This window comes from Amphritea balenae, from assembly GCF_003858655.1.
GTDB lineage: Bacteria > Pseudomonadota > Gammaproteobacteria > Pseudomonadales > Balneatricaceae > Amphritea > Amphritea balenae.
Window position 1 is genome coordinate 132,904 of sequence record NZ_RQXV01000009.1, and the last position, 15,300, is coordinate 148,203.

At 53.7% G+C, this 15,300-nt stretch carries 17 protein-coding genes; 15 read left to right on the top strand and 2 right to left on the bottom strand.

All coding sequences use genetic code 11. The annotated features are described in order from the left end of the window. Nucleotides 1-17: 17 nt before the first annotated feature. The 12 genes from EHS89_RS15720 to EHS89_RS15775 all read left to right on the top strand — a co-directional run bounded on the left by EHS89_RS15720 (nucleotide 18) and on the right by EHS89_RS15775 (nucleotide 11,286). Nucleotides 18-590: an RnfABCDGE type electron transport complex subunit B gene (locus tag EHS89_RS15720; protein WP_124927115.1), complete on the top strand. Its 573-nt coding sequence runs from the start codon at nucleotides 18-20 to the stop codon at nucleotides 588-590. Continuing rightward, nucleotides 587-2,089 (top strand): electron transport complex subunit RsxC, encoded by a 1,503-nt coding sequence (gene rsxC / locus EHS89_RS15725; RefSeq protein WP_124927116.1) that lies wholly within the window; start codon nucleotides 587-589, stop codon nucleotides 2,087-2,089. Before EHS89_RS15720 ends, rsxC begins: the two co-directional genes overlap by 4 nt. Continuing rightward, nucleotides 2,086-3,180 carry an RnfABCDGE type electron transport complex subunit D gene (locus EHS89_RS15730; protein WP_124927117.1) on the top strand — a complete coding sequence of 365 codons (1,095 nt, stop codon included), beginning with the start codon at nucleotides 2,086-2,088 and terminating at the stop codon, nucleotides 3,178-3,180. The genes rsxC and EHS89_RS15730 overlap by 4 nt, the downstream gene beginning before the upstream one ends. Continuing rightward, complete coding sequence (gene rsxG / locus EHS89_RS15735; RefSeq protein WP_229753609.1) at nucleotides 3,177-3,971, top strand: electron transport complex subunit RsxG; 795 nt, start codon at nucleotides 3,177-3,179, stop codon at nucleotides 3,969-3,971. The genes EHS89_RS15730 and rsxG overlap by 4 nt, the downstream gene beginning before the upstream one ends. Next, nucleotides 3,968-4,186 carry an Rnf-Nqr domain containing protein gene (locus EHS89_RS15740; RefSeq protein WP_124927118.1) on the top strand — a complete coding sequence of 73 codons (219 nt, stop codon included), beginning with the start codon at nucleotides 3,968-3,970 and terminating at the stop codon, nucleotides 4,184-4,186. The genes rsxG and EHS89_RS15740 overlap by 4 nt, the downstream gene beginning before the upstream one ends. Then, nucleotides 4,183-4,896: an electron transport complex subunit E gene (locus EHS89_RS15745; RefSeq protein ID WP_124927119.1), complete on the top strand. Its 714-nt coding sequence runs from the start codon at nucleotides 4,183-4,185 to the stop codon at nucleotides 4,894-4,896. The genes EHS89_RS15740 and EHS89_RS15745 overlap by 4 nt, the downstream gene beginning before the upstream one ends. Further along, nucleotides 4,893-5,156, top strand: a complete 264-nt coding sequence (locus tag EHS89_RS15750) for an RnfH family protein (protein WP_124927120.1) — start codon at nucleotides 4,893-4,895, stop codon at nucleotides 5,154-5,156. The genes EHS89_RS15745 and EHS89_RS15750 overlap by 4 nt, the downstream gene beginning before the upstream one ends. 184 nt (nucleotides 5,157-5,340) lie before the next feature. Next, nucleotides 5,341-6,201: a formate dehydrogenase accessory sulfurtransferase FdhD gene (fdhD, locus tag EHS89_RS15755; RefSeq protein ID WP_211340354.1), complete on the top strand. Its 861-nt coding sequence runs from the start codon at nucleotides 5,341-5,343 to the stop codon at nucleotides 6,199-6,201. Nucleotides 6,202-6,229: 28 nt separating this feature from the next. Continuing rightward, nucleotides 6,230-8,971 carry a molybdopterin-dependent oxidoreductase gene (locus tag EHS89_RS15760; protein WP_124927121.1) on the top strand — a complete coding sequence of 914 codons (2,742 nt, stop codon included), beginning with the start codon at nucleotides 6,230-6,232 and terminating at the stop codon, nucleotides 8,969-8,971. Between the two features lie 133 nt (nucleotides 8,972-9,104). Beyond that, nucleotides 9,105-9,764, top strand: coding sequence for a 4Fe-4S dicluster domain-containing protein (locus EHS89_RS15765; RefSeq protein ID WP_124927122.1), 660 nt, complete (start codon nucleotides 9,105-9,107; stop codon nucleotides 9,762-9,764). Beyond that, nucleotides 9,751-10,611 carry a DmsC/YnfH family molybdoenzyme membrane anchor subunit gene (locus tag EHS89_RS15770; protein WP_124927123.1) on the top strand — a complete coding sequence of 287 codons (861 nt, stop codon included), beginning with the start codon at nucleotides 9,751-9,753 and terminating at the stop codon, nucleotides 10,609-10,611. Before EHS89_RS15765 ends, EHS89_RS15770 begins: the two co-directional genes overlap by 14 nt. A gap of 153 nt (nucleotides 10,612-10,764) precedes the next feature. Next, nucleotides 10,765-11,286, top strand: a complete 522-nt coding sequence (locus tag EHS89_RS15775; protein ID WP_124927124.1) for a ferritin-like domain-containing protein — start codon at nucleotides 10,765-10,767, stop codon at nucleotides 11,284-11,286. A 30-nt stretch (nucleotides 11,287-11,316) separates the two neighbouring features. Here the strand turns inward: EHS89_RS15775 and EHS89_RS15780 are convergent, their stop codons facing one another. Then, nucleotides 11,317-12,726: an FAD-dependent oxidoreductase gene (locus tag EHS89_RS15780; protein WP_124927125.1), complete on the bottom strand. Its 1,410-nt coding sequence runs from the start codon at nucleotides 12,724-12,726 to the stop codon at nucleotides 11,317-11,319. A 249-nt stretch (nucleotides 12,727-12,975) separates the two neighbouring features. Between EHS89_RS15780 and EHS89_RS15785 the strand changes: the two genes are divergently transcribed. The 3 genes from EHS89_RS15785 (at nucleotide 12,976) to EHS89_RS15795 (ending at nucleotide 14,579) form a co-directional block, all read left to right on the top strand. Further along, nucleotides 12,976-13,428 carry a MarR family winged helix-turn-helix transcriptional regulator gene (locus EHS89_RS15785; protein WP_124927126.1) on the top strand — a complete coding sequence of 151 codons (453 nt, stop codon included), beginning with the start codon at nucleotides 12,976-12,978 and terminating at the stop codon, nucleotides 13,426-13,428. Between the two features lie 96 nt (nucleotides 13,429-13,524). Then, the gene (gene tpx, locus EHS89_RS15790) at nucleotides 13,525-14,052 is read left to right on the top strand and encodes a thiol peroxidase (RefSeq protein ID WP_124927127.1); all 528 of its coding nucleotides are present in this window, start codon (nucleotides 13,525-13,527) and stop codon (nucleotides 14,050-14,052) included. A 35-nt stretch (nucleotides 14,053-14,087) separates the two neighbouring features. Further along, nucleotides 14,088-14,579: an acyl-CoA thioesterase gene (locus EHS89_RS15795; protein WP_124927128.1), complete on the top strand. Its 492-nt coding sequence runs from the start codon at nucleotides 14,088-14,090 to the stop codon at nucleotides 14,577-14,579. A gap of 13 nt (nucleotides 14,580-14,592) precedes the next feature. On the opposite strand, the gene EHS89_RS15800 is transcribed toward EHS89_RS15795, so the two are convergent. After that, entirely contained in the window at nucleotides 14,593-15,255 is a 663-nt protein-coding gene (locus tag EHS89_RS15800) for a CBS and ACT domain-containing protein (protein WP_124927129.1), read from the bottom strand. Between the last annotated feature and the right edge of the window lie 45 nt (nucleotides 15,256-15,300).

The following is a 15,300-nucleotide window of genomic DNA, read 5'->3' on the forward strand; positions in this document are numbered from 1 at the left end:
AACGGGAGAGCGACACTATGATCAGCTCCATACTAATCCTGACCCTGATCGGCACGGTTCTAGGCCTGATGCTAAGCGCCGTGGACTATTTTCTGCCCTACAAAGAGGACCCGCAGATTGCCCAGATCACCGAGCTACTTCCTGGAACCCAATGCGGCCAATGCGGCTATGCAGGCTGTAGCCAGGCTGCCGCCGCACTGATCAACGGCAATGCACCGCTGACACTCTGCCCCCCTGGCGGCCCCTCCATGGCCCGACAGTTGTCCGAAACCCTGGGGCGCCCGCTGGAACAGCAGCAGCCTGCTACACCGGTTTTGCCTAGCCTGGCCAAGGTGGTTTCTGAGCTATGCATCGGCTGTACTAAGTGTATTCAGGAATGCCCCACCGATGCCATTGTCGGTGCACCTAAGCAGCTCCACGTAGTACTTAACGAAGCCTGCAACGGCTGCGGCGCTTGTGTTGACGCTTGCCCAACCGAAGGTATTCTACTGGCCGAGATGCAACTTAACCTGAGCAACTGGCGCTGGAGCAAACCACCAGGCCCCAATCCGTTTCGTGTACCGATGACTGAAATGGGCGGTGCCCAATGAAGCTGTTTGGATTACGCGGTGGTGTCCACCCCGAAGCACTGAAGCATCACACTGAGCGTCAGGAAATCCAACGGATGCCGATGCCCAGGCGGCTATACATCCCGTTGCAACAACACATCGGCGCCCCGGCCAAGGCCGAGGTAGAGGTCGGCGAGAAGGTCGAAAAAGGACAACTTCTGGCGCGTAGCCAGGGGATGATCTCCGCCCCCATTCACGCTCCTGGCTCGGGCACCATTGTCGAGATCGAGGAGCACCCTGCGGCTCACCCCTCCGGTTTGCCGGTACGCACCATCGTGATAGAAACCGATGTGCAGGAACGCATATTCAAAAACCTGACCGACGCTGGTGACCCGTTCGACCTGAGCACGCAACAGATTGCCGATCGGGTCGGCCAGGCTGGCATTGTAGGTATGGGCGGAGCGACCTTCCCGTCTGCAGTCAAATTGATGCCCAACCCGGATAATCCGATTCACACCCTGATTATCAATGGCAGCGAGTGCGAACCCTACCTGACCTGCGACGACCGCTTGATGCAGGAACGCCCCGATGACGTGCTCGACGGTATCCGACTGATTCGTCATGCACTGCAGGCCAAGCGCGCTGTGCTGGCCATCGAAGATAATAAGCAGGCCGCATTTAATGCGATGCAAGCCGCGGCTGCACGGAGCGACGGCGTCGAAGTGATCCAGATTCCGTCACGCTATCCGATGGGTTGGGAAAAACAACTGGTGCAGATCATCACCGGCCACGAGCTGCCCCAGGGTCAGCTACCCGGCGGCATCGGCGTCTGCGTTCACAATGTCGGCACCGCGTTCGCCATCTACCGCACCCTACGGATAGATGAACCGCTGATCTCGCGGGTGGTAACCGTCTCCGGCGGCGCAGTCAGAAATCCGCAGAATGTACTGGTCCCGATCGGCACCCGGGTGGAGGATCTGATCAAATTCTGCGGTGGATTAACTGAAACACCCGCCCGCCTGGTGATGGGTGGGCCGATGATGGGCCAGGTGATGCCGCACCAGCAGGTGCCCATCGTCAAAGGCAGCAGTGGCATTTTGGCCCTGACTGAGCACGAAATCGACGATGGGCCCGAACGCCCCTGCATCCGTTGCGGGCGCTGCGTGATAGCCTGCCCGGTCGGCCTGATGCCGCTGGAGATGGGTGCGAGGATGCGCGCCGACGATGTCACCGGCACCGAAGCACTGGGCGTGATGGACTGCATCGGCTGCGGCTGCTGCTCTTACGTCTGCCCCTCCAAAATTCCATTGGTGCAGTATTTCAATTACGCCAAGGGTGAGCTGCAGGATCGACGCAATACCAAAATCAAAACCAGCAAAACCCGCCAGTGGGCACAAAACCGAACCGAGCGATTGCAACGTGAAGCTGAAGAAAAAGCGATCCTGAAGGCGCAACGAGCAGCGGCTAAAGCCGAAAAACTCGCCAACAAGTCTCTCCAATCAGAGCCCCAATCAGAGCCCCAACCTGAGGACTTACAATGATCAGATTGAATCCACAAGCGGGACCTCATGTCCGTAATCCCGGCAAAGTCCCGTCGTTGATGGCCATGGTGATCATAGCCCTGCTTCCCGCGACCCTATTTGGCATCTACCTTTTCGGGCTACCGGCCCTCAACACTGTAGTACTGTGCTTACTCAGCGCAGCCTTCTTCGAAGCGCTGTGCGTCTGGCTGGTTAAAAAGCGAATCACGCTGGTGCTGTTTGACGGCTCCGCCCTGCTCACCGGACTGCTGCTAGCTTTAACGCTTCCCCCCTGGGCGCCCTGGTGGATCGCGGTCGGTGGCAGTGGCTTTGCGATCATTGTCGGTAAACATGTTTATGGTGGACTGGGGCAAAACCCTTTCAACCCGGCGATGTTGGCGCGGGTCGCATTGCTGTTGTCATTCCCGCTGCAGATGACCAGCTGGGTCAGCCCAGCGCCACTATTTTCCGCATCTACGCCCGGATTTATCGATGCGTTGGCTATCACCTTTAACAGTGCTATGCCCCTAGATGGTTTCAGTAGCGCAACCCTGCTGGGGCAGGTCAAAACCGACCTCGGCCAGGGGCAAACACTGAGCCTGATCTTTGAAGGCCAATACAATCTGCTGTTTCACAGCCTCGGCTATACCGCCGGGAGCCTAGGTGAAACCTCGGCGCTGTTGATCGCAGCCGGCGGTATCTACCTGATCTGGCAAGGGGTCATCAACTGGCAACTTCCGGTAAGTATGTTGGCCAGCGTGGCGCTACTAGCCGGTCTGTTTCATATTATCGATCCCGAGCTATACGCCAGCCCGCTATATCACCTGAGTTCCGGAGCACTGATGCTCGGGGCGTTCTTTATCCTAACCGATCCTGTCACTTCACCGACCACCCTGCGCGGGCAAATTCTGTTTGGTAGTGGTTGCGGTTTACTGGTGTTCATCATTCGTACCTGGGGTGGATACCCCGAAGGCGTGGCTTTCGCAGTGCTATTGATGAACGGTATGACGCCACTGATCGATCACTACCTCAAGCCCCGACAATACGGCCGTAATCGACGCGGCCAACCGTTACCTATGCCCGCGATGACACCGCCAGGAGAGCAGTCATGAGTAAGATGACTAACCCAGCCGATGTACCTCAGGCAGAACTTAAGACCGAACTTAAGACCGAACTTAAGACCGAACTTAAGACCGAACTTAAGACCGAACTTAAGACAAAGCCTCAAGGCGAACCACCAAAGAACAGCAAACTGTTCTCGCTGGGTTATCCCGGGGTACTGCTGGGCGTTGCCGTGCTGCTGTCCACTTCGCTGCTAGCCTTCGGTCATCTGGCCACTAAAGATGCCATTGCCGAGCGCCAGGCTGAAGACCTGAAGGCATCACTCGGCCAGGTTTTGCCCGCCGCACTGCACGATAACGACCTGCTGGAAGCGCCACTCGACCTACTCGATACGGCAGGAAAAACCCTGCGTATCTATCGCGCGGAGCAGCAACAAACGATTACAGCTGTGGCATTCAGTATCACCGCTCCCGATGGCTATAGCGGCCCGATCAAGATGATCATGGGGGTCGATCACTTAGGTCAGGTATTGGGTGTTCGGGTGTTATCGCACGCCGAAACGCCTGGGTTGGGCGATAAGATAGAAATTGCTAAATCGAATTGGATACGCAGCCTCGATGGCCACTCGCTGCTCAACCTTAACGACAAAGGCTGGGCGGTAAAAAAAGACGGCGGTCAGTTCGACCAGTTCACTGGAGCGACCGTCACCCCCCGCGCCGTCATCAAAGCCGTTAAAGCAGGTCTGCAGTTTTACCGCCAGCAGCAGGCAACGTTGCTGACAAAGCCAATACCCGCCAGCCAGCCCACTGCTAATGTTTCTGCCAAAGGAGCTTCGTCATGAGTACCTATAGCCAAATCATTCGCGATGGTCTGTGGCATAACAATGTCGTGTTCGGGCAGTTGCTGGCGTTATGTCCATTGTTGGCCGTTACTTCGACCGCGACCAACGGCCTGGGAATGGGCATGGAACTGTCATCGACCGCAGTAGTTATACCCGTCAGTTCATCCATCGCTAATGCCCCTGCTAATGTCCCGGTCAATGGAGCATCGTCATGAGTACCTATAGCCAAATCATTCGCGATGGTCTGTGGCATAACAATGTCGTGTTCGGGCAGTTGCTGGCGTTATGTCCATTGTTGGCCGTTACTTCGACCGCGACCAACGGTCTGGGAATGGGCCTGGCATCTACCGCAGTACTGGTGGGCTCCAACCTACTGGTGTCGATGACCCGCTCGTTGATCAGCCCTAAAGTACGAATTCCTATCTTTGTACTGCTGATCGCCACGCTGGTTAGCCTGGTCGATATGACCATGAACGCCTGGCTGCATGATCTGCACAAGATGCTGGGGCTATTTATCCCGCTGATCGTCACCAACTGCGCCATTCTCGGCCGCGCCGAAGCCTTTGCATCGCGCCAACCAGTGCTGCCATCAATTGTTGACGGTTTGATGATGGGTATCGGTTTCACCCTGGCATTGGTACTGCTGGGTGCCACCCGTGAAATTCTCGGCAGCGGCACCCTGTTTGCCAACGCCAGCTTGTTACTCGGATCGGGGTTTACCGGTTTGGAACTAGTGCTATTCGAGGACTACCAAGGCATTGTTCTGATGCTGCTCCCCCCCGGTGGCTTTCTGGCGCTGGGTTTTTTAATCGTTGCCAAACGTCTCCTTGATCGGCGCTTTGAACAGCGCCCAACCAATACGCAAGCCAACCAGATCACCGTAACGGATCTCGATGAATCTTCCCCTGGAGGTGAAACCGCATGAATGTCAGCCTGGTTTACGCCGACCCTAACAAACCGCTGTGGTTGGAGCTTGATGTCTCCGAAAATAGCACGCTCGGTGAAGCGATCGAAAACTCGGGGATTCTTCAACGTCTTCCTGACATTGACCTGGATACTCTCAAAACCGGCATCTTCGGAAAGCTGGCAAAACTGACACAAGAATTACAACCAGGTGATCGTATTGAGATCTACAACCCGGTCTTCGTTGACCCAAAAACTGTCAAAAGGCGTGATCGTGATTAAGCCATACAGGCTACAGCCCTTACCACAACTGGCTTTTGTTAAAATTCCTTCTAGTGGAACGGCAGTGATACAAAAAGATTGTTATAAGCTAATTCCGGCGTAACATAATATATATCCATACCGCAACTAGGTCTGTGAATATTGCAGGCTTTAAACAAAAATAAATAAGTAAGCGGATGTCCTTATGTCAAATAATGCTTTGACGATGAGCAACACTGGTGTCGATCACCGGGTTGCAGACCATCGGAACACCCAGGCGATGACTGAGTATCCTGTCAGTCGTTGGCTGGCCGGCCAGGTTGAAGATATCGAAGACTGGGTCGCTGAAGAGGTGCCTGTCGCACTGGAGTATAACGGCTTATCCTATGCCGTAATGATGTGCAGTCCGCAAGATCTGGAAGACTTCGCCAGAGGGTTTTCGCTTAGTGAATGCATCGTCGAAGATGCCGATGAGATCTACGATATACAGATCTCTAGCCAGGAAGACGGAATACAGCTCGCCATCACCATCCCACAATCCCGCTTTTGGGCGCTCAAATCTCACCGCCGATCCCTGGCTGGTCGTACCGGTTGTGGCCTCTGCGGTAAAGAAAGCCTGGCTCAACTAGCCCACTCTCTGGATCCATTTCCTACCGGTGGTCAGCCCATTGCAGCCAGCGCAATAGAGAACGCTTGCAACCAGTTGAAAAGCCAACAACACCTGTTTAGTCATACCGGCTCGGTACATGCTGCAGCCTGGAGCGACACCGACGGTAATATCGTCGCCATTCGTGAAGATGTCGGACGTCATAACGCCCTCGACAAGCTGATAGGTAACAACCTCAACAGCGGCCTGAACCTGAATCAGGGCATGCTTATTATGACCAGCCGCGCCAGCTACGAAATCGTTCAGAAAGCAGCCGCTTGCAGCATATCAGTGATCGCAGCCGTGTCCGGCCCTACCGGGCTGGCAGTACGGCTGGCCCAGGATCTGGGTGTAACACTAGTCGGCTTCGCTCGTGACAGCCGACTGTCGGTCTATGCCCATCCCGAGCGGATTGTTTAACCCCCTAACACAGCCCAAGGAAGCACCGATGAACAGTTCTAATACCAAAACGGTCCCATCTTATTGCTACAACTGTGTCGCAGGGCCAGACCCGATGAAAGTGGAAGTTGTCGACGGTGTGGCTACGCAGGTTATGCCCAATTTTGATGCCTGCGATTCACACCCCGGCAAAGGCCGTCCCTGCGTTAAGGCTTATGGGTTAGTACAAAAAACCTACAATCCGCACCGCGTGTTGCAACCGATGAAACGCACCAACCCTAACAAGGGCATGGATGAAGACCCAGGATTCGTGCCGATTAGTTGGGATGAAGCGTTAACGCTGCTTACCGACAAGCTCAATAGTATTCGCGCCAAAGGGCTTATCGATGAGCAGGGAACGCCCCGGACAGCGGCGACTTTCGGCCACGGCGGCACACCGATGTACTACATGGGTACCTTCCCTGCTTTCCTCGCATCATGGGGACCGATCGACTTTAGCTTCGGTTCGGGTCAAGGGGTTAAATGTGTTCACTCCGAGCACCTATACGGTGAGTTTTGGCACCGCGCTTTTACCGTTGCCGCCGACACGCCCTATACCCGATACGTGCTCTCGCTCGGCACCAATGTCGATGCCACCGGAGGGCCTTGCGCAATAGCTCGGCATGCCGATGCGCGGGTGCGGGGCTACAAACGGGTCCAGGTCGAGCCGCATCAGTCGGTCACCGGAGCTACCGCCGCCGAATGGGTACCGATTCGTCCGAAGACCGATGCCGCGTTCATGTTCGCTCTGATCCATAGCATGCTGCACGACCATCCACGTAATGAGCTCGACATCGACTTCCTGCGTGACCAAACTGCATCTCCGTACCTGGTCGGTCCAGACGGCTTATACCTGCGCGATCCAGACAGCGCCAAACCGCTCATTTGGGATAGCGAACAGCAACAGGCAGTCCCCTTTGATCGCGTTAATGTGATACCGGCACTCGAGGGTACCTTTAAGGTCGGGCATGCGATCAGTGTTGATGCCGATGATGAACGCCATCAACTGAACGATATCGAAGCCACTACCGGCTTTAACAAACTACTCGATCACGTCGCCCAGTACAGTCCCGATTGGGCGGCCAGGATCTGCGATATCCCGGCTGATACCATCCGTCGGATCGCCTCCGAATATCTCGACAACGCCTGTATCGGAGAAACCATCGAAATTGACGGTGCCACCCTGCCATTCCGGCCGGTTGCGGTAACACTCGGCAAGTCGGTCAACAACGGCTGGGGCGCATACGAATGTTGCTGGGCCCGGACGGTAATGGCCACCTTAGTCGGCGCCCTGGAAGTTCCTGGCGGCACCCTGGGGACCACCGTGCGCCTTAACCGGCCCCACGAAGATCGCTTGCGCTCCGTTAAGCCAGGCATCGATGGTTTTATGGAACAAAAACTTAACCCCACCGATAAAGAGAACTGGGTGGCCAAACCAACCGGACGTAATGCCCACACTACCCTGGTGCCGATCGTCGGAAGTTCGGCCTGGAGTCAGGCATTGGGCCCCACTCAGTTAGCCTGGATGTTTCAGAAAGATCGCCCCGAAGGGTTCAACCTTCCCGAGCCGACCAAACCCGATATCTGGTTTATATTCCGCTCCAACCCGGCCATCTCATTCTGGGACACCCGTAGTCTGAATAAATCGATTGCTGACTTCCCCTATACCGTGAGTTTTGCATACACCCTTGACGAAACCAACTGGATGGCCGATCTGCTGTTACCCGAGGCCACCGATCTGGAGTCGACCCAATTGATACCGATTGGCGGCACCAAGTTTGTCGAACAGTTTTGGAAGCACAAGGGAGCGATCTTGCGTCAGAAAGTGGTCGAACCCCAGGGCGAAGCCAAAGATTTCACCTGGATCTCTACCGAGCTGGCCAAACGTATGGACCTGCTGGACAAATACAACACCGCTATCAACCGTGGTGCCGGCGGCGTCGCCCCGTTACGAGGAGAGGGTTACGATTTCAGTCTGGATATAAATAAAGCCCATCAACCCGACGAAATCTGGGATGCGGTCTGCAAAGCGACCAGTACTGAACTAAGTAATAATGAGGAAACAAAAGACCTCGACTGGTACAAAGAGAACGGGCTTTATCTAAAGCCGATCCCACAAAAATCCTGGTACCTCTATCCCACCATGAAAGAACTTGGGATCCGCTTTGAAATGCCTTATCAGGAGCGTTTATTGCGGATCGGTAAAGAGCTGGGTAATCGCCTGCACGAAAAAGATATCGCCTGGTGGGACGAGCAACTCTCCGAGTACTCCGCGCTGCCTGAATGGCACGATATCCCCGGCCGCTGGGAAACCGCGTTAAAGAATGAAGGCGCTGATCCCGACGATTATCCGTTCTGGCTATTGGCCACCAAGAGCATGCAGTACCACACCGGCGCCAACGTCAGCATCCAACTGATGCGCGAGGTATCGCAAAACGTCCGTGGCCATACCGGCGTTATTATGAACAGCAACAGTGCCGCCAAACTGGGGATTGCTAACGGAGACCGGGTGGAGATCCGTTCTAACATTGGCGTCACCATCGGTCGTGCTGAACTGATCCAGGGCGTACGCCCTGACACATTGGTGATTGTCGGTCAGTTCGATCATTGGGCCACCCCTTACGCTAAGGATCTTGAGATGCCAAGCCTTAATACCATCGCGCCGATGTCTCTTGAACTAACCGACGCCACCGGTTCAGGAGCAGATATTGTCCGTGTTGCCATCAGCAAGGTAAAAGGAGAAACCTCATGAGCTTCAATGCCAAGACTATAGTGATCTCTACTCCTTGGGAGGCTCTTGAACTAACCGACGCCACCGGCTCAGGCGCTCCGATTGTCAACATGACCGTCCGTGTAGCCATCAGCAAGGTAAAAGGAGAATTCTCATGACTCGTTATGCTATGACGGTCGACCTGCGTCGCTGCGTCGGTTGTCAAACCTGTACCGCAGCCTGTAAACAGAAAAACGGTACTGCACCAGGCGTTCAGTGGCGCAAGGTATTGGATATCGAAACCGGCGAATTCCCGGATGTACGTCGCACCTTTATGCCTGTTGCCTGCATGCACTGCGATGAACCACCCTGTGAAGAGGTCTGCCCTACTACCGCCACCCAAAAACGCGATGATGGTTTAGTCAGCATCGACTATGACATGTGTATCGGCTGCTCCAACTGCGTCATGGCCTGCCCTTACGAAGCACGTTCGATCGCCCACGACGTTAAGTTCGCCTATGGTGACAAGCCGATGGCGAACGAAGCTAAGATGTTTGATCCGGCCCGGATCGAGGTCGCGAGCAAGTGTACCTTCTGCATCGAGCGGATCGACCAGGCTCATGAACAAGGGCTGACTCCCGGCGTCCACCCAGAAGTGACCCCTGCCTGCGTCAATTCCTGCGCTTCCGGAGCGATGCTGTTTGGCGATATAGAAGACCCCAACAGCAACGTATCTAAGCTATTAAAAGAGACACAGAGCTTCCGCCAACACGAAGAGCTGGGCACCGGCCCAGGCGTTTATTACATATGGGATAAAAACGATGAAGAACTCTAACTCCTCCATCTATTCGAAGGTACAGCGCAACTGGGACTGGCGTGCTGCCGGTAACTTTATCGGCGGCGGTGTTGGCAGTGGTCTGATTTTCTGGTCGATACTGTTAAGCCCGCTGGGCTACGACAGCCTGTGGCTAATGCTCGCAGGACTGGCATTGGTTGGTACAGGCCTGTTCTGCGTCTGGCTTGAAATTGGACGGCCCTGGCGAGCACTGAACGTCTTTAAGCATGTTTCCACTTCCTGGATGTCCCGTGAAGCGATCGTGGCACCGCCGCTGTTTGCAGCCGGAGCCGCCTGCTGGTTATTTGAACCGCTGCTAGCCTGGCCTACCGCGTTACTGGCGTTACTGTTCCTATACAGCCAATCACGCATTTTGCTGGCCGATAAAGGCATTCCGGCATGGCGTCACCCACGTTGCCCACAGCTGGTTATCACCACCGGCCTGACTGAGGGCTGTGGATTGCTGATCCTCGCGCTACCTCTGATCGATACCCACCAACCCTGGAGCTGGGCGCTGATGCTGATTCTTCTCGGCCTGCGGGTACTGGCGTGGCAACATTACCGGGCCGGCTTGGAGCAAGCCAGTGCGCCGCCTGCCTGCCAGAAAAAATTTACAGCGATCAACCCCCAATTTCTCTGGTTGGGTCATATCGCACCAGCGGTATTACTTGGCTTCGCTTTTGTTCAGGCTGAAGCGGCAATGCTCGCGGGAATTCTGGCTATCGGTAGCGGTGCCTGGATGAAATACACCCTCATCTGCAAAGCCTCTTTCATTCAGGGTTACAGCATGCAGCACATTCCTGTACGAGGACAACGCGCGCCTCAGCGATCGGTATCAGCACACTAATCCACCGCCCGGGGACTTCCCCGGGGCTTTCCTCTTGCGACGGTCCACTAGGCCGTCGCCTTTTTCCCTACAACCTTTCTATTATTACCCCAGCCGCGATCGGTTCAACGGCTCTATCATTACTCTCAACCCATCGATCAATGGAGAATCAGAATGCTCAATAGCCGTCTTAACGCCCTAAAAAAAGCCCTACAACTCGAGCACGACGGCATGGTGTTTTATGCCGCATCAATGGACAAGTCGACCAGCGAATTTGGCCGCAAAATGTTTGAGTATCTGCACGACGCAGAAAAGGGTCATATCAAACGCATCAACGAGATCTATCACCAATTAGAGCAGTCTACCGACTGGCCAGAGCCCCCCCTCCCGCCTGCAATGACCGATCCGCAGCGACACAGTATTTTTACCGATGCGATAGAACAGATTCACCAGCATCAACAACTGGATACCGATGACCTGGAAGCCTTAAAACAGGCTGTCGAGTTTGAACGTAACGGCGGGCAGTTTTATTCTGAACGCGTTAACGCGGCTGAAGACCCGTTTGAACAGGCGTTTTATCAGCAACTGGCCGACGAAGAAGACCACCACCTACGCGCCATAGAAGACAGCATTCAAATGCTAGAAGATCCACAGGGCTTTTTCGCACAATACGAAAAGGGCACCCTGTCGGGCTGAAAACTCAAAAACCGGACTTCCGACTAACTGTTAGTCAGTGGTGTTAAGCAACTCGATCATCTGCTGAACAGTGGTGATTTTTTCCCGTGGTTTACCCTTGCTATCACCATGGCTGAGTTCAGCCTTATCAATCTGCTTCCACTCTTCAAAACGAACAAAACGGATACCTTTTTCAGTTAGCCATTGCTCGGTGGCAACCAACGATGGCGGCTTCATTAGCCCTATCCGTTGCTTGGCAACGTCCTCGAACACGCAGTCCAGGCTAGCCAGGGAGTCTTGTTTGTTGGTCCCTATTACGCCATTGGCACCGCGTTTTGCCCAACCCACCACATAGCGACCACGAAGTACCTGAGCGGTGTCCAGATCGATCAACCGTCCGTCTCGATTGGCAATCACTCCTCGCTGTTGATCAAGTTGCACCCCGGGTGTCGGTTTAACCTGGTAGCCGATGGAGTTAAACACCAGGCCTGTTGGATGAATTTCTACCGCATCGCTGAGGCTTAGTTTAAGGTTACCCTGCTGATCTTCGAACAGTTCATTCTTGACCAGTTTGATCCCCTGTACCCGATCATTATGGCCAACTATTTCGACCGGTGAGCGACGAAATAAAAATCGAATGGTTTTTTCTTTGGTGCCTGGGCGGTTATCCACGATCTTGTTAAGAAATTCCATATTACGCAGAATACCCTTGTCCTGAGTCTGCTCTAATAACCTACGGCTGATCGCTTCTAGTTGTAGCTCGGCCGGATCAACACAAGGTATCGCCTGGTCGAGATCGGGAAACTTTCGCACCCCCACCGGGGTAAAAGCTGCCTGCAATGGCCCCCGCCTAGCCACGATCTCGATCTCCTCAATCTGACTACTCAGCAATGCCTCGACCGCATAATCGGCCAGATCTGTTTGCTCCATTTCCGCCGGGCTTAAGGACAAAATTCGGGCGATATCGGTGGCTACATTGCCCATACCGATAATCACTGCGCGCTTGCAGCTAAGATCGACCGAATAATCACGGTAATCAGGGTGGCCGTTATACCAGCCGACAAAGGCGGTCGCTGAATGGCAGCCCTGCAGTGTTTCCCCGGGAATGCAGATCGACCGATCACTCTGGGCACCAATAGCAAATATCACCAAATCATATCGCTGTTCGAGCTCTTCAATAGTGATATCGCGGCCAAACTCGACGTTGCCCCAAAAGTTGAAATTGTTCAGATTGGCGATCCGGTCGTAGATATTGGTAATAGATTTGATCGACTGATGGTCCGGCGCAACGCCTGCTCTGACTAGACCATAGGGCGTAGGCAGGTATTCAAACATATCTACCTCAACACTCAGCCCCTGCCGTTTGAGCAAGCCTTCGGCGGCGTAAAATCCCGAGGGACCCGAGCCTATAATCGCCGCCTTTAAGGGGCGCGTTTCAGTGCCTATGCAAAAGTCTGTCATGCTTGTGAACCTCCCTGATTCTATGTCAGTTGACTAACATATGCCGTTTCAATTTTAACTCTTCATCCAACGACTATAATTACTCATTCAGTATATCGGCCCGGCGCCTAACAACGCTGCCAGAGCCTGTATCAAAGCCCACATAAAGCCTAAATCCGGACCTGGATAATATTTCTGTTCTCCCAATAGTCACTATCCAATACTTTCCGTTACAATGATTGGATCTCAATCAAAATTATCATTGCCATCATGAAGAGAACCACCGGTAACACAATCATTCACGGTCACTTACCACAACTGCTCGGTTACCAATTGCGTCTGACTCAATTGGCCGTGTTTAAAGATTTTTCAGACAGTGTCAGCGATGCAGATATAACGCCGAGCCTTTTTGCCGTGCTCGTCGTGATCGACGCCAATCCTGGCCTGAAACAAACTGAGCTAGCCAAGGCCGTACACTTAGACCGCTCCACCGTGGTATCGGCCATCGATAAGCTAGAACGGCGCAACTTGGTCCAACGCAAACGGGTAGCGGGTGATCGCCGTACCAACGCCCTGCAGTTAACCAATGCCGGCAGCACCCTTTTAGCTCAACTGACCCTGGAAGTGTCCGAACATGAACGGCAAATAGCCGCACAACTCACACAAACAGAGCGTGAAACCTTGATCCAGCTACTCAGCAAGGTTTCTCCTGAAAGCCGCTAAGAGCGCATTGAAAAATTCTATGTTAAGCTCCTGAACAGGCTACAAGGTACGTTATCAAATAGACCGTTTTAACCCCAACAGGACGACCCAGCAACGATGGCTACAGTAACCTTAAAAGGCGAACCCGTTAACATTAGCGGCAGATTTCCCAACGTCGGCGATCTGGCTGCTGATTTTGTTTTAGTTGATAACAGTCTCAACGATGTTGGCTTGAAACAATTCCGCGGTAAAAAGAAACTACTCAACATCGTTCCCAGCCTCGACACCCCTTTATGCGCAGAGTCAGCCCGGATGTTTAATTACCGGGCAGGGCTGCTTGAAGATGTCGCCGTATTGGTTATTTCGGCAGACCTTCCCTTTGCCCAACAGCGTTTTTGTACCACCGAAGGGGTGGACCAGTCATCGACCCTATCGATGATGCGTAATAGCAACTTTGGCCGCGATTACGGAGTATTGATCGGCGATGGCCCGCTAGCCGGATTAACCACCAGGGCGGTGGTGATTGTCGATGAGCAGGACCGTGTCATTTACACCCAGCTCGTCCCAGAGATCACCACCGAACCCGACTACGATGCAGCGCTTGCTGTGCTGCAGGGCCAGACCTATCAGCCCGTTTTGTCATAAGCATCAGCTATCACCAAACCGGTAGAGAACATACAATGAACACACCGTCCGACATGCTTAGTATGACCTCTGAACAGGGAAACGAGGTTTTCATTACCCGTCACCTGGTTCGATTTGGCGATGTTGATCCGGCTGGAATCGCCTACTTCCCACGTATCCACAACTATATCCACGAGTCTTTCGAGAACCTGTGGGAAGAATATATCGGCGCCCGCTACTACCATGTGATCCAGAATGAACGAGTGGCATTTCCGATGGCCCATTCGGATGTTGATTTCAAACATCCTTTGCAATTTGGCGACCGACCGCTGGTCAAGGTAACCTGCTTTAAACTAGGACGATCTTCGCTGGGACTACGCTATATCTTCGAGGTCAATGGCAAAGTCTGCGTCGATGCACGCACTACTACTGTCTGCATCAACGCCGACAGTTTCAAGAGTATCGAGATACCGGCCGCCTATCGTAGTTACTTCCAACGGATCATGGCACCGCTGGATAGCGATCAGGATTACCCCTCCTCGACTTAATTCACAAAGCAATTTAGTCTTTTGGGTAAGTCTCGGTCACAACGGTGTACCCGCGTTCACCCAATTGCTGCCTCACTCTCTGCGGATCGTCAGCTGTGAAACGCAGAATCAAATCACGCATACCCTCGCCGTCGTCTTGATGCTGCTGAGGCGTCATCACACTGACAATATAACCACCCAGTTCGTCCATACAGGCCAGTAGCCTTGATAGTGCGCCTTTTTGATCCTTTAGTTGAATCGAGAGTCTGGTGGCGTCGGGCTCATTACAACCGGTGATATTGAGGAAAAAGTCCAACAAGTCGACACTGGTAATAATGCCTACCAGTTTGTCATTCTCTACTACGGGTAAACAGCCGATGGTATGCTCGCGAATCAGACATGCGGCATCCTCTACCAATGTCTTGGGCGAACACGACACTACATTGCGGTGCATAATATCCTTGGCCGTCAGCTTTGACAGCAGATAATTCACTTCACCGGCTGACAAGGTGGTGATATCCGAAGGCGAGGCTTTCTGCACATCGCGATGTGACAACACCCCCCGTAAACGGCCATCCGCATCGGTCACAGGTATGTGACGAATCCGCTTAGCCTGCATCAGCCCCGCCAGGTGTGTCATTTTGGTATTTTCTTCGACCATCAGCACATCAGAGGTCATGATCGTTTCTATATACATCAGTAAATTCCTCATAACAGGGGCTCCCGCCGCCTGGAAAACGAT

What these genes read in the sequence shown, in the direction of transcription:
- EHS89_RS15720 (WP_124927115.1), top strand. Translation starts at nt 18, where the DNA reads ATGATCAGCTCCATACTAATCCTGACCCTGATCGGCACGGTTCTAGGC.
- rsxC (WP_124927116.1), top strand. Translation starts at nt 587, where the DNA reads ATGAAGCTGTTTGGATTACGCGGTGGTGTCCACCCCGAAGCACTGAAG.
- EHS89_RS15730 (WP_124927117.1), top strand. Translation starts at nt 2,086, where the DNA reads ATGATCAGATTGAATCCACAAGCGGGACCTCATGTCCGTAATCCCGGC.
- rsxG (WP_229753609.1), top strand. Translation starts at nt 3,177, where the DNA reads ATGAGTAAGATGACTAACCCAGCCGATGTACCTCAGGCAGAACTTAAG.
- EHS89_RS15740 (WP_124927118.1), top strand. Translation starts at nt 3,968, where the DNA reads ATGAGTACCTATAGCCAAATCATTCGCGATGGTCTGTGGCATAACAAT.
- EHS89_RS15745 (WP_124927119.1), top strand. Translation starts at nt 4,183, where the DNA reads ATGAGTACCTATAGCCAAATCATTCGCGATGGTCTGTGGCATAACAAT.
- EHS89_RS15750 (WP_124927120.1), top strand. Translation starts at nt 4,893, where the DNA reads ATGAATGTCAGCCTGGTTTACGCCGACCCTAACAAACCGCTGTGGTTG.
- fdhD (WP_211340354.1), top strand. Translation starts at nt 5,341, where the DNA reads ATGTCAAATAATGCTTTGACGATGAGCAACACTGGTGTCGATCACCGG.
- EHS89_RS15760 (WP_124927121.1), top strand. Translation starts at nt 6,230, where the DNA reads ATGAACAGTTCTAATACCAAAACGGTCCCATCTTATTGCTACAACTGT.
- EHS89_RS15765 (WP_124927122.1), top strand. Translation starts at nt 9,105, where the DNA reads ATGACTCGTTATGCTATGACGGTCGACCTGCGTCGCTGCGTCGGTTGT.
- EHS89_RS15770 (WP_124927123.1), top strand. Translation starts at nt 9,751, where the DNA reads ATGAAGAACTCTAACTCCTCCATCTATTCGAAGGTACAGCGCAACTGG.
- EHS89_RS15775 (WP_124927124.1), top strand. Translation starts at nt 10,765, where the DNA reads ATGCTCAATAGCCGTCTTAACGCCCTAAAAAAAGCCCTACAACTCGAG.
- EHS89_RS15780 (WP_124927125.1), bottom strand. Translation starts at nt 12,726, where the DNA reads ATGACAGACTTTTGCATAGGCACTGAAACGCGCCCCTTAAAGGCGGCG.
- EHS89_RS15785 (WP_124927126.1), top strand. Translation starts at nt 12,976, where the DNA reads ATGAAGAGAACCACCGGTAACACAATCATTCACGGTCACTTACCACAA.
- tpx (WP_124927127.1), top strand. Translation starts at nt 13,525, where the DNA reads ATGGCTACAGTAACCTTAAAAGGCGAACCCGTTAACATTAGCGGCAGA.
- EHS89_RS15795 (WP_124927128.1), top strand. Translation starts at nt 14,088, where the DNA reads ATGAACACACCGTCCGACATGCTTAGTATGACCTCTGAACAGGGAAAC.
- EHS89_RS15800 (WP_124927129.1), bottom strand. Translation starts at nt 15,255, where the DNA reads ATGTATATAGAAACGATCATGACCTCTGATGTGCTGATGGTCGAAGAA.